The 13,670-nt window shown below is 67.4% G+C and carries 15 protein-coding genes; 11 read left to right on the plus strand and 4 right to left on the minus strand.

What is annotated here, in order from left to right; genetic code table 11:
- Positions 1–13: 13 nt before the first annotated feature.
- Positions 14–958, minus strand: a complete 945-nt coding sequence (gene fabD / locus O5O43_RS09195; RefSeq protein WP_271083590.1) for an ACP S-malonyltransferase — start codon at positions 956–958, stop codon at positions 14–16.
- Entirely contained in the window at positions 955–1,836 is an 882-nt protein-coding gene (locus tag O5O43_RS09200) for an FkbM family methyltransferase (protein ID WP_271083591.1), read from the minus strand. The genes fabD and O5O43_RS09200 overlap by 4 nt, the downstream gene beginning before the upstream one ends.
- 268 nt (positions 1,837–2,104) lie before the next feature.
- Between O5O43_RS09200 and rpsF the strand changes: the two genes are divergently transcribed.
- From rpsF to O5O43_RS09230, 6 genes are all read left to right on the plus strand, one after another.
- Positions 2,105–2,488: a 30S ribosomal protein S6 gene (rpsF, locus tag O5O43_RS09205; RefSeq protein WP_271083592.1), complete on the plus strand. Its 384-nt coding sequence runs from the start codon at positions 2,105–2,107 to the stop codon at positions 2,486–2,488.
- 14 nt (positions 2,489–2,502) lie between these two features.
- Entirely contained in the window at positions 2,503–2,787 is a 285-nt protein-coding gene (gene rpsR, locus O5O43_RS09210; RefSeq protein WP_271083593.1) for a 30S ribosomal protein S18, read from the plus strand.
- 1 nt (position 2,788) lies between these two features.
- Positions 2,789–3,373 carry a 50S ribosomal protein L9 gene (gene rplI, locus O5O43_RS09215; RefSeq protein WP_271083594.1) on the plus strand — a complete coding sequence of 195 codons (585 nt, stop codon included), beginning with the start codon at positions 2,789–2,791 and terminating at the stop codon, positions 3,371–3,373.
- 351 nt (positions 3,374–3,724) lie between these two features.
- A complete protein-coding gene (locus O5O43_RS09220) occupies positions 3,725–6,136 on the plus strand; it encodes a TonB-dependent receptor (protein ID WP_348637138.1) in 2,412 nt (803 codons plus the stop codon).
- Between the two features lie 123 nt (positions 6,137–6,259).
- Positions 6,260–6,640, plus strand: a complete 381-nt coding sequence (locus tag O5O43_RS09225; RefSeq protein WP_271083596.1) for a hypothetical protein — start codon at positions 6,260–6,262, stop codon at positions 6,638–6,640.
- 117 nt (positions 6,641–6,757) lie between these two features.
- Positions 6,758–8,242: a replicative DNA helicase gene (locus O5O43_RS09230; RefSeq protein WP_271083597.1), complete on the plus strand. Its 1,485-nt coding sequence runs from the start codon at positions 6,758–6,760 to the stop codon at positions 8,240–8,242.
- A gap of 50 nt (positions 8,243–8,292) precedes the next feature.
- Here the strand turns inward: O5O43_RS09230 and dksA are convergent, their stop codons facing one another.
- Both dksA and O5O43_RS09240 read right to left on the minus strand, forming a co-directional pair.
- A complete protein-coding gene (gene dksA / locus O5O43_RS09235; protein ID WP_271083598.1) occupies positions 8,293–8,727 on the minus strand; it encodes an RNA polymerase-binding protein DksA in 435 nt (144 codons plus the stop codon).
- Between the two features lie 181 nt (positions 8,728–8,908).
- Positions 8,909–9,334: a flagellar assembly protein FliX gene (locus tag O5O43_RS09240; protein ID WP_271083599.1), complete on the minus strand. Its 426-nt coding sequence runs from the start codon at positions 9,332–9,334 to the stop codon at positions 8,909–8,911.
- A gap of 183 nt (positions 9,335–9,517) precedes the next feature.
- On the opposite strand from O5O43_RS09240, the gene O5O43_RS09245 reads away from it, so the two are divergent.
- The 5 genes from O5O43_RS09245 to O5O43_RS09265 all read left to right on the plus strand — a co-directional run bounded on the left by O5O43_RS09245 (position 9,518) and on the right by O5O43_RS09265 (position 13,559).
- Positions 9,518–10,624: a flagellar basal body P-ring protein FlgI gene (locus O5O43_RS09245; protein ID WP_271083600.1), complete on the plus strand. Its 1,107-nt coding sequence runs from the start codon at positions 9,518–9,520 to the stop codon at positions 10,622–10,624.
- Positions 10,624–10,956, plus strand: a complete 333-nt coding sequence (locus O5O43_RS09250; protein WP_271083601.1) for a rod-binding protein — start codon at positions 10,624–10,626, stop codon at positions 10,954–10,956. Before O5O43_RS09245 ends, O5O43_RS09250 begins: the two co-directional genes overlap by 1 nt.
- A complete protein-coding gene (locus O5O43_RS09255; protein WP_271083602.1) occupies positions 10,953–11,390 on the plus strand; it encodes a flagellar basal-body protein FlbY in 438 nt (145 codons plus the stop codon). The genes O5O43_RS09250 and O5O43_RS09255 overlap by 4 nt, the downstream gene beginning before the upstream one ends.
- A 90-nt stretch (positions 11,391–11,480) precedes the next feature.
- Positions 11,481–13,073, plus strand: coding sequence for an EAL domain-containing protein (locus O5O43_RS09260; RefSeq protein ID WP_271083603.1), 1,593 nt, complete (start codon positions 11,481–11,483; stop codon positions 13,071–13,073).
- 51 nt (positions 13,074–13,124) lie between these two features.
- Positions 13,125–13,559 (plus strand): hypothetical protein, encoded by a 435-nt coding sequence (locus O5O43_RS09265; RefSeq protein WP_271083604.1) that lies wholly within the window; start codon positions 13,125–13,127, stop codon positions 13,557–13,559.
- The last annotated feature ends 111 nt before the right edge of the window (positions 13,560–13,670 follow it).

The following is a 13,670-nucleotide window of genomic DNA, read 5'->3' on the forward strand; positions in this document are numbered from 1 at the left end:
GGGGAGAAGGAAATCAAAGCGACTGTGCGAACGCCTCGATGTCTTCGGGCGTGTTGAGCGCCAGGCTCTCGGCGTCGGGAGCGATCCGCTTGGCCATGCCGGTCAGGACCTTGCCGGAGCCGATCTCGACGAAGCGGGTCACGCCGCCTTCGGTCGCCATCCACTCCATCGATTCGCGCCAGCGGACGCGGCCGGTGACCTGTTCGACCAGCAGGCGGCGGATCGTGTCGGCCTCGGTTTCGGGGCGGGCGGTCACGTTGGCGACCACCGGCACGGCCGGGGCGACCAAGGCGGCGGTGGCGAGCGCCGTGGCCATCTCGTCGGCGGCGGGCTGCATCAGAGGGCAGTGGAAGGGCGCCGAGACGTTCAGCGGGATGGCCCGCGCGCCGAGTTCCTTGGCCTTCTCGATGGCGCGGTCGACGGCGGCCTTCTCGCCCGAGATGACGACGTTGCCGTTGTTGTTGTCGTTGGCGACGACACAGACGCCGACTTCAGCGCCGGCGGCCGCTGCGGCCTCGGCCAGGGCCAGATCGGTCTTCGGTCCGATCAGGGAGGCCATGGCCCCCTGCCCCACCGGCACGGCGCGCTGCATGGCCTGACCGCGCAGCTTCAGCAGGCGGGCTGTGTCGGCGATCGACAGGGCGCCCGCGCCTGCGAGCGCCGAATACTCACCCAGGGAGTGACCGGCGACGAAGCCCGCCTTGTTCATCGTGACGCCGAACTCCTTTTCGAGCACCCGCATGACGGCCAGGGACACCGCCATCAGGGCCGGCTGGGCGTTCTCGGTCAGGGTCAGCTGGTCCTCAGGCCCGTTCCGCATCAGGCCCGACAGATCCTGTCCCAGCGCCTGGTCGATCTCGGCGAACACGTCGCGGGCCGAGGCGAAGGCGTCGGCCAGCGCCGCTCCCATGCCGACCGCCTGGCTGCCCTGTCCGGGGAAGAGAAGTGCGAGGGTCATGGCGTTCCGGTCCAAGTTGAAGGGGACCGATGGCTAGACCCTTCGACGCGATCCGGGAAGTCGGCTGCCGCCTTCGACTTCAGAATGAGGTTGGCCGGGGTGCGGGCCACGATCTCATAAGTCGCGAGCACCTCTTCGGTGACCGGCAACTGGGTCAGGGCCGAGATGGCGTAGTTCAGGCAGGCTTCGATCACGACGTAGCGGGGCCGGTAGCCGAAGGCGACGACGTCATTCAGCACCTTGACGTCCACTCCCTCGATATCCAGCGACAGCAGATCGAAGACGGGCGGGACGCCGTGTTCGGCCAGCAGGCCGCCGAGCCGGCGCACCTGTACCCGCGTCTGGCCGACGGGTTCGCCCCAGACCGCCGCACTGTGATATTGAAGTGAAGAGACGTCGTCGTTGATTCCGAAGAAGAAGTCCGCCTCTCCGTCGAAGTCGGATATGGCGCAGTTGACCACACGGGCGTCCAGGCCGTGGAATTCCTTGTGGATCGACGGGATGAGGTTGGGATTGGCCTCGACCAGAATGCCACGCCACCCGAAGGTCTTCATCAGGTCCCAGGAGTTCGACCGTTCCTTGCCCCGGGCGCCCACGTCGACGACCAGACAGTCCCGCCCGTCGTTGACCATAAAGCGCAGCAGGTGTTCGAGCTCGCCGAACTGGGTCTGGTCGTTCAGCAGGCTCTGACTTCCGGTGATGCGGGCGGCGTACTCGGGGGACTCGAGGAAGTCGTTGACCAGGTCGCCGAACGCCCGGCCGTTGTTGAACTTCTGGATATGGCCTTCGATGCCGACGTCGGGTTCGCGGCCCAGAATGCCGCGATACAGCCCCTCCAGAGCGCGTCGAATATCCTGCTCAGTGCCCCGGATCGTCATGCCCTCACCCGACTCAGCCCCAAGCCCTATATTTGCAGAGCCGTGGGGCGCACAACCGCTGCGCGGCCTTTTGGTCGCGCAGACAACTCTGCCCCCCCGCCTTGCCCTGTCGCGGGTTTTCCCCTATACGCGCCCGCTTTCCAGGGCTTCGGTCCCGGTGCGGAGTTCCAAAGGGTTCGGGAAATCATCCCGGCCGCCGCCTCGGGAACCATCGTGGTCAGGACTTACCCGGTCCCCCGCGCCGACGCCCTACAAGGGAGACTTACCTATGGCTCTTTACGAGCACACGGTCATGTCGCGTCAGGATATCTCCGCGCAACAGGCCGAAGCCCTCAACGACACCATCAAGGACCTGATCGTGGCCGGCGGCGGTTCCGTCGCCAAGATCGAGTACTGGGGCCTGCGCAACCTGACCTACCGGGTCAAGAAGAACCGCAAGGCGCACTACTCCCTGCTGGCCATCGATTGCCCGCCGGCCGCCATGGCCGAAGTCGAGCGTCAGCTCGGCATCAACGAAGACGTTTTGCGCTGGCTGACGGTCCGCGTCGAAGAGCTGGACCTGGAGCTGTCGCCGCTGCTGGCCCGTCGTGAGCGCGAGCGTGAACGCGACCGCGAACGGGGTCCGCGTGAAGACGCCGAAGTGGCCGCGTAAGGAGATCTGGACACATGACTGACACCACCTCCTCCGCCAACGTCCCCGGCACCCCCGCCGGCTCGGGCGGCTCCGGCCGTCGTCCCTTCTATCGTCGTCGCAAGGTCTGCCCGTTCTCGGGCGAAGGCGCGCCGAAGATCGACTACAAGGACGTCAAGCTGCTGCAGCGCTACATTTCCGAACGCGGCAAGATCGTGCCCTCGCGCATCACCGCCGTGTCCCAGATCAAGCAACGCGAATTGGCCAAGGCCATCAAGCGCGCTCGCTATCTGGCCCTCCTGCCCTACGTGGTGAAGTAAGATGAAGGTCGTTCTGCTGGAACGCGTCGAGAACCTCGGCGCCATCGGCGACGTCGTCACTGTCAAGGACGGCTTCGCGCGCAACTTCCTGCTGCCCCGTGAAAAGGCGTTGCGGGCCACCTCCAAGAACCTCGAGAAGTTCGAACTCGACCGCGCGGCCATCGAGGCCCGCAACGACAAGAACAAGGCCGAGGCTCAGAAGATCGCCGACAAGATCGACGGTCAGTCCTACGTCATGATCCGCCAGGCCGGCGAAACCGGCCAGCTCTACGGATCGGTCGCGGGCCGCGACATCGCCGAAGCCATCCAGGCTGAAGGCGGCAAGGTCGAGCGTTCGCAGATCGCCCTGAACACGGCGATCAAGACCTTGGGCGTCCACGAAGTCGTCGTGCGTCTGCACGCCGAGGTCTCGGCCACGGTCAAGATCAACATCGCCCGTTCGGCCGAAGAAGCCGAGCGTCAGGCGAAGGGTGAGGACGTGATCAAGTCGGCCTACGACGAAGATCGCGAACTGGCCGCCGAGCAGGCCCGTGACATGGTCGAGGGCGGCGCCGGTCAACAGGACGGTCTCGGCTCCGAAGCCTGATCCCTTCAGTTCGGTTCGCCGGACTGACAGAGAACCTAAAGGGCGCGTCCTCCGGGGCGCGCCCTTTTTGCTGCGCCGACCGAAAGTATGTCAAAATTGCAACGAGGTCAGTCGCTTGCATTAACGCTAGCTTGACCGTCCCCCTGAACGCTCGCAGCTTGCATGACAGGGGGCGTACGCGCCGGTCCGCGCAACAATCTTGCGCGGCAGTGCGAGCGATCACCACACACGGCGGTCAACGCCGGACTTCGGACCTTCTCATGCGCGCCGCGCGCTCCGCGCGGGCTCAACCTCGTCAGGCTCGTCATGCACGTCAGAAATCCTCGTTCCATCCTTCTCGGCTTCGCCTCCGTGGCGACCCTGCTCGCCTGCCCGCTCGCGGCCGCCGCCCAGACCGCCCCGCAGGATGAAGCGACCGCCGTCGACGAGGTCGTCGTCACCGGCACCCGCGTCGCCGGCCGTTCGCGCCTGGAGACGGTGGCCCCCGTCGACGTCATCTCCGGCGAGACCCTGACCCGTCAGGGCACGGGCACGGAACTTGCCGCCGCCCTGGCCTCCACCGCCCCGTCGATCAGCTTCCCGCGCCCGGCCATTTCGGACGGTTCGGACTCGGTGCGCCCGGCGACCCTGCGCGGCCTCGCCCCCGACCAGACCCTGGTGCTCATCAACGGCCAGCGCGGTCACATCGGCGCGCTTCTGAACGTCAACGGCAGCCTGGGTCGCGGGTCGACGGCCTTCGACCTGAACACCATCCCGTCGATCGCCCTGGGCTCGGCCGAAGTGCTGCGCGACGGCGCCTCTGCCCAGTACGGCGCCGACGCCATCGCCGGCGTCATCAACCTGCGTCTGCGCCAGGCCGATCACGGCGGCGGCCTGACGGTCAACTACGGTCGCTACGACACCGAATACACGACCGCGCGCGGCAGCCACGAAGCCACCGACGGCGCCCAGACCTCGATCGCGGGCTGGGTCGGCCTGCCGCTGTTCGGCGAGGGCTTCCTGACGCTGTCGGGCGAGTTGCAGCAGCGCGACCCCACCAACCGGTCCGACTACGCCGCGACCACGGCCGTCAGCAACGGCTCGGCCACCACGGTCATCGGCCGCTTCGGCGATCCGGAGATCGAGGCAGGCTCGGCCTGGTTCAACGCCGGCGCGCCCCTGTCGGGCGAATGGGAGGCCTACTCCTACGGCGGCTACCACCACCGTGTGTCGGAATCGGCGGCGACCGCGCGCGCGTTCAACAACGCCAACAACGTCCTGTCGATCTACCCGCAGGGCTTCCTGCCCAAGATCGAAGCCACGATCGACGACTACAACATCTATGGCGGCATCCGGGGCCCGGCGGGCGGCATCGACTGGGATCTGTCGTTCGGCTACGGCCGGAACACGCTGGACTACCGCGTCAACGACAGCCTGAACGCCTCCTACGGCGCGGCCTCGCAGACGTCCTTCGACGCCGGCAACCTGGGCTACGACCAGCTGACCATCGACATCGAAGGCGTGAAGGCGGTCGAGGCCGGACTGTTCGAGCCGATCAACGTGGCCTTCGGCATCGGCTATCGCGCCGAGTCGTTCGAAGTCGGGGCGGGCGAGCCGACCTCCTACAACAAGGGCCCGGTCGCGGCCGGGGGCGCGGGCTCGCAAGGATTCCCGGGCTTCGCGCCCTCCAACGTGGTGGATGAGGACCGCAGCAACGTCAGCGCCTACATCGACGCCGAGGGCCGGTTCACCGAGCAGTTCACCCTGGGCGGCGCGGTTCGCTACGAGGACTATTCGGACTTCGGCGATACCCTGACCGGCAAGCTGTCGGCCCGCTACGACTTCTCGCCGAACTACGCCATGCGCGGCGCCATCTCGACGGGCTTCAAGGCCCCGGCCCTGCAGCAGCAGTTCTTCAGCTACGTGGCCACCAACCTGGTCGCGACCTCGAGCGGCGTCGTCCTGCAGCAGAACGGCTCGTATCGCGTCAACGATCCGATCGCGATCGCCCTGGGGTCGAAGCCGCTGGAGCCCGAACACTCGACCAACTACTCGCTCGGCATGGTCGTTCGGAACGGCGGGTTCGAGCTGACCGTCGACGCCTATCGCATCGAGGTCACCGACCGGATCATCTACTCGGAAACCCTCGGCGTCGCCCGTCCGAGCCAGTCGGCGGCCACCACCGCCGCGGTCCTGGCCCTGCTGGCGCCGCAGGGCGTGACCGGGGCCCGCTTCTTCCTGAACGGCGTGAACAACAACACCATCGGCCTCGACGCCGTGGCGCGTTACCGCACCGAGTGGGATATCGGACGCTTCGACTTCACCGTGGCGGCCAACTTCAACAAGACCGAGGTGACGCGCATTCCGCAGACCCCGGCGACCCTGGCGGTGCCGCCGTCGCCGAACTTCCTGTTCGACCGCGCCAACATCCTGCAGTTCGAGCAGGGCACGCCCGAGCAGAAGATCGTCGCCAGCGTCGACTGGAGCAACGGCGACTTCGGCGCGACGGCCAAGGTCACCACCTACGACAGCGTCCTGGTGGCGAACAACAACCCGACGCTGGACTATGTGACCGGCGCCGCGGCCCTGCTGGACCTGGAAGGCCGCTACGAGTTCCCGATGGGCGTTTCTGCGGCCGTCGGCGTGAACAACCTGACCGACGAGTATCCGAACGCCACGCCGACCACGATCAACGGCGCGACGGGTTCGGTGGGCTTCCCGCAATACTCGCCCTACGGCTTCAACGGTCGCTTCATCTACGGCCGCCTGAGCTACAAGTTCTAGGATCGGTTCGGCTACGAACGGCGCGACGGCGCGGAGAGCGATCTCCGCGCCGTTTCGCATTCGGCGCCATGCTTCCGCCACGAGCAGAGGTTGAACCTTGGCCGTCAACCGGAGGGGTCCGATATGAAACTCATCGCCATCACGGCGGCCGTCGTCGCCATCGCCTCGGCCGCGCCGGCCTTCGCCCAAACAACTGGGACGCTCGACACCTTCGTCGCCCGGGCGAACCGGGTTCCCATGAACCCGCTCGGCGCGGTCATGCCCGATGCCCGCAGGCTGATGAACGAGGCCAATACGGCCTTCAGGACCGTCGGTGCCGAGAACCGCGCGGCTCGTGACGCCGGGCGTCGGCCGGCGGCCTGTCCGCCCGCGCGGATGGAGGTCAACCCGCGCCAGTTGCTCGCGTTTCTCAACGGCATTCCGCAGGCGCGACGCACGCGGATGACACTGAATGACGGCGTCCGCGAATGGATGGCGAACCGCTATCCCTGCCCCGCTTCGTGAGCCGGAACTGATCCGTCTAGGGATTTTCCAGAAGTCCACAGACGTGCGGATTCGATCCCCGACCAAGGGTGCGTCCGGGCATGTCGTGGGGGCGTGCGACGGGTAAGCGTTAACCCGATGAACGCCTTCGCCCCCTTCTCCGCCGACGCTGTCGCCCTGCCCTCGCTGCCTCACAACCTCGAGGCGGAGCAGGCGCTGCTGGGCGCCCTGATGTTCGACAACGCCATCTTCGAGCGGTTGAGCGACCGCCTGCGCGGATCGCATTTCTACGAGCCCTTCCACCAGCGGCTCTACGACGCCATCGAGGACCATATCCGCCAGGGGATGCTGGCCGAGCCGACCATTCTGATGGAACGGTTCAAGCAGGATCCGGCCTTCGCCGAGTTCGGCGGCCTGCGCTATCTGGCCGACCTGATGGACCGCGCGCCCCCGGGGGCCAATGCGCCGGACTACGCCCGGCTCGTCTACGACCTGGCCCTTCGTCGCGACCTGATCCGCATCGGCGGCGACATCATCAAGGAGGCCCCCGATCCCGAGCGCGCGGCGCTGGAGCAGATCGAACAGGCCGAACTGACCCTCTATTCGCTGGCCGAGACCGGTGCGCCGTCGTCCGGCTTCGTCAGCTTCTCGACGGCGCTGGCCGGCGCCGTGCAGATGGCGGGCGAGGCCTATCAGCGGGACGGCAAGCTGGCCGGTCTGGCGACCCACCTGGACGATCTGGATTCCAAGCTCGGCGGCATGCATCCGTCGGACCTTCTGATCCTCGCGGGCCGTCCGTCGATGGGCAAGACGGCGCTGGCGACCAACATCGCCTTCAACGTGGCGCGCAACTATCGCTGGGAGCCGACGCCGGACGGACGCAAGACGGTGTCCGGCGGGGTGGTCGCCTTCTTCTCGCTGGAAATGAGCGCCGAACAGCTGGCCATGCGTATCCTGGCCGACGCCTCCGGGGTTTCGTCCGACCGTCTGCGCAAGGGTGAGATCGACGCCTCGGACTTCGGCAAGGTGCGCGACGCCGCCATCGAGATCGGCGAGAGCCCCCTCTACATCGACGCCACCGGCGGCCTGGCCATCTCCAAGCTGGCGGCCCGCGCGCGCCGCCTGAAGCGGATGGACCACGGCCTGGATCTGATTATCGTCGACTACCTCCAGCTGATCACCGTCGGCGAAGGCGGCGGCCAGAAGAACCGGGTGCAGGAGGTCTCGGAGATCACCGGCGGCCTCAAAGCTTTGGCAAAAGAGCTGAACGTCCCGATCATCGCGCTGTCGCAGCTGTCGCGTCAGGTCGAGAACCGCGAGGACAAGCGGCCGCAGCTGTCCGACCTGCGGGAATCCGGCTCGATCGAGCAGGACGCCGACTGCGTGATGTTCGTGTATCGGGAAAGCTACTACCTGGGCCGCACCGAGCCGCGCGAGGGCACGGAAGAGCACCTGAAGTGGCAGGAGGACATGGACATCCTGCAGCACCAGGCCGAGGTCGTCATCGGCAAGCAGCGCCACGGTCCGATCGGCATCGTGAAGCTGAGCTTCGACGCCGACACGACGCGCTTCGGCAACCTGGCGCGGTCAGGCTACGGCAACTTCAGCGACATTCCGGAATAGGCGATCAAGAAAAACGCCCCCGTCGCGCTGCGAGGGGGCGTTTTGCCTTTTCAATCGTCCCGGTGAACCCGCTCGCGGCGCTCATGGCGCTCTTGCGCTTCCACCGACAGGGTGGCGGTCGGACGGGCCTCCAGGCGGCCGAGGCCGATCGGTTCGCCAGTGTCTTCGCAGTAGCCGTAGGAGCCGTCCTCAATCCGCCGCAGGGCGTCCTCGATCTTGGAGATCAGCTTGCGCTGGCGGTCGCGCGTGCGAAGCTCCAGCGCCCGGTCCGACTCCGACGACGCCCGATCAACCAGATCCGGATGGTTTTCCGTTTCCGCCTTCAGGTTCACCACCGTGCCCTTGGACTCGCGAAGGATTTCATCCTTCCACGCCATCAGCTTGTGTTTGAAATAGGCGAGCTGACGTTCATTCATGAACGGCTCGTCGTCGGAAGGTCGGTAGGCGACCGGTTCGTCAGACACGATCGAGGCCAATGCGGTCATCGCACTCACACTCTTAGAACAACGCCCCCGTGGCGTAGGACGGCGTATGGCGTGTCTGGAGAGTCGCGGCAACCGGGTTCGCGCGTCCGTGATCACGGCCAAGCTCGCTTGCCGCCTGCACCGTGACATTTCGCCCTCACCTTGTTCCCGGAACGGGGAAATAGAGCGCGTTTACCAGCGTTTATGCTGCACTGCGGCGAACTTCGGCCTTGGCCAGTTCGACGGCGGCCCGCAGATCGATCTGCTCCAGAAGCCCTGTCAGGCTCGCATCGTTGTCCTCCGGGCGTTCCTCGCGCAGGGTCCGTCCCAGACGTTCCAGAGCGGCCTCGCCCGCCTCGCCCGAAAGCATGGCGAGTTTCAGCTCTTCCAGACGGTCCAGCAGGGTCCCGCCGCGACGAATGGCGCGACGGCGGCGCTCGGTGGCCGTTTCAACGCCTTGCAGCGCCATCAGGGCGGAGACGTCCGCAACCGCCGAAGCCGGCGCCGTGGCGGCGGCGGCCGTCGCCGGAGCCGCGCCCGAGGTCTGTGGCATGGAGAAGCCGCCGGCCGAGCGCACGGGGCGCTGGCTGCCGGCGGACGGCGTCCCTGACGGGCCGTTGACCTTCATGGAAAGACACTCCGAACCATGGCCCACCTTTCGGCGGCGACCGTCACTGTTTGGTTAACGGCGAGGCAGGATTTGCCGGGCTGCGCGGGAGGTCTCGCGGCGCGCCCTCTGATTTCGCTGACGTTTCCGTCCGGCATGATCCTCGCAACGCGTGTGGCTGACCCTTCGCGGAAAGACGGCCCAGTGCAAAAGTTTCTCACCGCCCTACTCGTTCCCTTCGCCGTCGGCGCTCTGTTCGCCGGCGAGGCGTCGGCACAGTCGCGGATCAAGGACATCGCCTCCATCGAGGGCGTGCGCACCAACCAGCTGGTCGGCTATGGCCTGGTGGTCGGTCTGAACGGCACGGGCGACTCCTTGCGCAACTGCCCCTTCACCCGCCAGTCGCTGGAAGGGATGACCGAGCGTCTGGGCGTCAACATTCGCGGGACCAACGCCAACTCCAAGAACCTGGCCGCCGTCATGGTGACGGCCGAACTGCCGCCCTTCGCGACGCCCGGCTCGCGCGTCGACGTCTCGGTCTCCAGCATGTGCGATTCCAAGAGCCTGCTGGGCGGCACCCTTCTGGTCACCAGCCTTCAGGGCGCGGACGGCAGCGTCTATGCGGTGGCGCAGGGATCCATCCAGACCGGCGCCGTGTCGGGATCGGGCGGCTCTGGCTCGTCGGTGACGCGCGGCGTGCCGACCGCCGGCCGCATCGCCTCGGGCGCCACGGTCGAGACGGAGACGGCCTTCCATCTGGATTCCATGCCCGAGGTTCGGCTGAACCTGCGCAACCCCGACTTCACCACGGCCCAGCGCGTCGCCGCCGCCATCAACGCCTCCTTCCCCGCCTCGGCCCTGGCCGAGAACGGCAGCGTCATCACCCTGCGCGCGCCGGCCCAGCTGGGCATGGCGGCCTTCATCAGCCGGGTCGAGAACATGCCGGTCGCGGTCGACACTCCGGCGCGCGTCATCATCGACGAGGTCAACGGCGTCATCGTCATGGGCGAGAACGTCCGCATCTCCACCGTGGCCATCGCCCAGGGCAATCTGACCATCTCGGTCCAGGAAAGCCCCCAGGTCAGCCAGCCCGCGCCCTTCAGCCAGGGCCAGACCACGGTCGTCCCGGACTCGGCCGTGACGGTCGAGGAGGAACTGGGTCGCGAGATCCGCCTGGTGAACGGGGCGACGTCCCTGTCGACCCTGGTCAACGGGCTGAATGCGCTGGGCGTCTCGCCGCGCGACATGATCTCCATCCTTCAGGCCATCAAGGCGGCGGGCGCGCTGCAGGCCGATATCGAGGTGCTGTGATGAGCGACCTGGCCGTCTCCCCGTCCCTGCTGACCCCGACCGTCGCGACGCCGGGCGCCGCCGGGACCGCCCGCATGCGCGAGACGGCGGAACGGTTCGAGGCCTCCTTCCTGTCGCAGATGCTCAAGCCCATGTTCGAGGGCATCTCGACCGACGGTCCCTTCGGCGGCGGCGAGGCCGAAGGTCAGTGGCGCAGCTTCATGATCGACGAGATGGCCAAGCAGACCGTGCGTCACGGCGGCATCGGCCTGGCCGACACCGTCATGTCCGAGATGATCCGCATGCAGGCCGAACAGTCCCAGGCCCAGACGCTTCCGGGAGCCACGGCATGAGCGACGCCACCACCGCCACCGCCTATCTGCGCCAGCTGACCGCCCTGACGGACCGGCTGACCGCCCGTCTGGAGATGGAGACCGACGCCTTCGCCAGCCGCCGCGCCGCCGATGTGGCGGCCGGTCTCGCCGAGACGCAGGAGCTGGCCAACCAGTACCGCAAGGAATCCGGGCACCTGAAGGCCAACAAGGCCATCCTCATGGCCGCGCCGGCCAGCGAGCGCATGGCCCTGGTCAGGGCGACAGAGGCGTTCGAGGCGGTCCTGGCCATCCACGCTCGCACCGTCGAGGCCGCGCGAACGATCTCCGAAGGCCTGGTTCGCACCATCGCCCAGGAAGTCGCCGGCGCTCGGGCCATGGGCACGGGCTACGGAGCCTCCGGTCAGGCCTATGGCGGCGACAGCCGGGCCGTGACGTTGAACCGTACGGCCTAAGCCTCCGGGAGCTGCAAGGGGCCCGCATTTTCTCGTCATTAAGGACGTACTTGCGGTCAAGTTTAAGAGGTGGCGGCGCAAGATTGCGGCATGATCCGCAAGCGCCTCCTCGGTTTCGCCTTCGCCTCGGCCGATCTTCTGCTGGAACTCGACGGCGAGGGTGCGACGGTCTTCGGCATGGGGTCGGGGCCGGCGGCGGGTCTTTCGGCCGAGAGCTTCTGCGGCGCCGCCCTGTCCAGCCGCATCGATCCGATCAGTATCGACAAGCTGGATGACGTTCTGAAGAGCCTGCGTCCCGGCGCGCGCACAGCGCCGGTCGAACTGCTGTTCCTCGCTGGCGAAGGCCGGATGCGGCGGGCGACCGCGCGCTTCTTCCTGCTGCCAGACCTCGCGCCGAACATCTCCTGCTCGATCACTTGGGAAGGGCCGGCCTTCGCCCTGCATGATCCCGAGGCCGCCCCGGCCCTGACGCCGGAGGCCTTCCTGCGACGCGCGCGCGAGGTCATGGCCCCGCCCGCCCAACCGCGCGACCTGGCCGTCGCCTTCGTCGATGTCGAGGGTCTGGCCGCCGCCCAGGCGATGGGCGAGGCTGGCGAGCGACTCAACGCCCGGGTCGAGGCCGCCTTGCAGGCCGCCTCCGTCGGCGGCGCCACGGCCGGCAAGCTGGGGCCCGAGCGTTTCGCCCTGGTTCGCGACCGCGACGACGACGTCGACATCGCCGGCGAGATGAACGAGATCGGCCGCAGCGAGGGCTTCGAGCTGACAGCGCGCGCCGCCGAGTCCGACCTGACCGCGGGCGGAGAATCGCTGAGCGCCCTACGCGCCCTGCGTGTCGCCGTCGAGGGTTGCCTGAAGGAAGGGGGCGCCGCGCCCGAGCTGTCGTTCACCGCCGCCCTGTCGCGCACACTGAACGACGCCCACGCCTTTCAGGCCATGGTCCGCGACCGCCGCTTCGACCTGCACTACCAGCCGATCGTCGACCTCAAGACCGGCGCCGTGCATCACTTCGAGGCCCTGGCCCGCTTCAAGGGATCCGCCAGCCCGGCCAACGCCATCCGCATGGCCGAGGAAATGGCCCTGATCGACAGCTTCGACGTGGCCGTGGCCGAGAAGGCGCTGAGCCGTCTGCGTCAGCAGGGCGCGGGTCTGCTGAAGTTCGCGGTCAATGTTTCGGGCGCCTCCCTGGCCGACGACCGATATGTCCAGGCGCTGCTGCGCATGACGTCCGGGCGGCCGGAAGAACGCAGGCGGCTGATCGTCGAGGTGACGGAATCCGCCGCCCTCTCGGACGTCGAGGCCGCCAACCGTCGGTTGGGCGCGCTGCGGGCGGCCGGGATCAAGGTGTGTATAGACGATTTCGGAGCGGGCGCGGCCAGCTACGACTATCTGCGCCGCCTGTCGGTCGACACGGTCAAGATCGACGGGTCCTTCGTCCAGGGGCTGGAGGCCGATCCCAAGGCGCGGACCCTCATCGGCCATCTGGTCGAACTGTGCCGCTCGCTTAAGGTCGAAACCATCGCCGAGATGATCGAGACACAGGGCGCCGCCGATATCCTCAGGGAAATAGGGGTCGATCAGGGCCAGGGCTGGCTGTTCGGCAAGGCCGAGGCCGAGCCGCGCACCCATCTCGCCGCCAACGAGCCGGTCGCCCGCCGTATGGGCGCGGTCGCCAGCTGGGGCTGACGAAACGACGCTCGGTGTGTCACTCTCCGGTTCGTCATCCCGGAGATCGCCATGCAACGCCTCGCCTTCGTCGCCGCCTTGGTAAGCAGCTCCATCGCGGTCACCGGTTGCGCCAGCCTGTCGGACGCCGGCCCCGCGGCCGCGCCAGACTACACGCCCATTCAGACCCAATCGCATCCGCGAGCGGCGCTTTATGTCGACTGCATCGCCCAGGCGACCGCAGCTCGCGCCTATGGATACGCGGAAGACGACGGCAATGTCCGACTCCTGTTCACCTGCACGGGCGCCCCGGCGCGCGCCTTCTACAACGGGCTCGCCGCTCGCAGCGCGGCCATCGGATCCGAGATCCAGACCGGCGGTCGGACCTTCAGAATGACCGAGCGCGTGGAACGCGACATGTTCGGGGTAGACTATTGCTCGACCGGCGGCGCCAACGACTTCACCTGCGTCGTCAGCCTGAACACGGGCGCCGCCCTGCTGGAATGACAGCGTCTGTCAGCAGCGCCTTGATGTTCCCACATTGTTCTTGCTGAATCGGGGCGATCAGTTCCCATATAGCGTCGTTGCACCGGACACCTGTCCGGCCTTCCCGCGTTC

Source organism: Brevundimonas sp. NIBR11 (assembly GCF_027912535.1).
GTDB lineage: Bacteria > Pseudomonadota > Alphaproteobacteria > Caulobacterales > Caulobacteraceae > Brevundimonas.

Bases quoted from the DNA above. Each gene is read 5' to 3' on its own strand.
- O5O43_RS09230 (WP_271083597.1), top strand. From the start codon at position 6,758: ATGAACGCCTTCGCCCCCTTCTCCGCCGACGCTGTCGCCCTGCCCTCG.
- O5O43_RS09265 (WP_271083604.1), top strand. From the start codon at position 13,125: ATGCAACGCCTCGCCTTCGTCGCCGCCTTGGTAAGCAGCTCCATCGCG.
- rpsR (WP_271083593.1), top strand. From the start codon at position 2,503: ATGACTGACACCACCTCCTCCGCCAACGTCCCCGGCACCCCCGCCGGC.
- O5O43_RS09250 (WP_271083601.1), top strand. From the start codon at position 10,624: ATGAGCGACCTGGCCGTCTCCCCGTCCCTGCTGACCCCGACCGTCGCG.
- O5O43_RS09255 (WP_271083602.1), top strand. From the start codon at position 10,953: ATGAGCGACGCCACCACCGCCACCGCCTATCTGCGCCAGCTGACCGCC.
- dksA (WP_271083598.1), bottom strand. From the start codon at position 8,727: ATGACCGCATTGGCCTCGATCGTGTCTGACGAACCGGTCGCCTACCGA.
- O5O43_RS09260 (WP_271083603.1), top strand. From the start codon at position 11,481: ATGATCCGCAAGCGCCTCCTCGGTTTCGCCTTCGCCTCGGCCGATCTT.
- O5O43_RS09240 (WP_271083599.1), bottom strand. From the start codon at position 9,334: ATGAAGGTCAACGGCCCGTCAGGGACGCCGTCCGCCGGCAGCCAGCGC.
- rpsF (WP_271083592.1), top strand. From the start codon at position 2,105: ATGGCTCTTTACGAGCACACGGTCATGTCGCGTCAGGATATCTCCGCG.
- O5O43_RS09225 (WP_271083596.1), top strand. From the start codon at position 6,260: ATGAAACTCATCGCCATCACGGCGGCCGTCGTCGCCATCGCCTCGGCC.
- fabD (WP_271083590.1), bottom strand. From the start codon at position 958: ATGACCCTCGCACTTCTCTTCCCCGGACAGGGCAGCCAGGCGGTCGGC.
- O5O43_RS09200 (WP_271083591.1), bottom strand. From the start codon at position 1,836: ATGACGATCCGGGGCACTGAGCAGGATATTCGACGCGCTCTGGAGGGG.
- rplI (WP_271083594.1), top strand. From the start codon at position 2,789: ATGAAGGTCGTTCTGCTGGAACGCGTCGAGAACCTCGGCGCCATCGGC.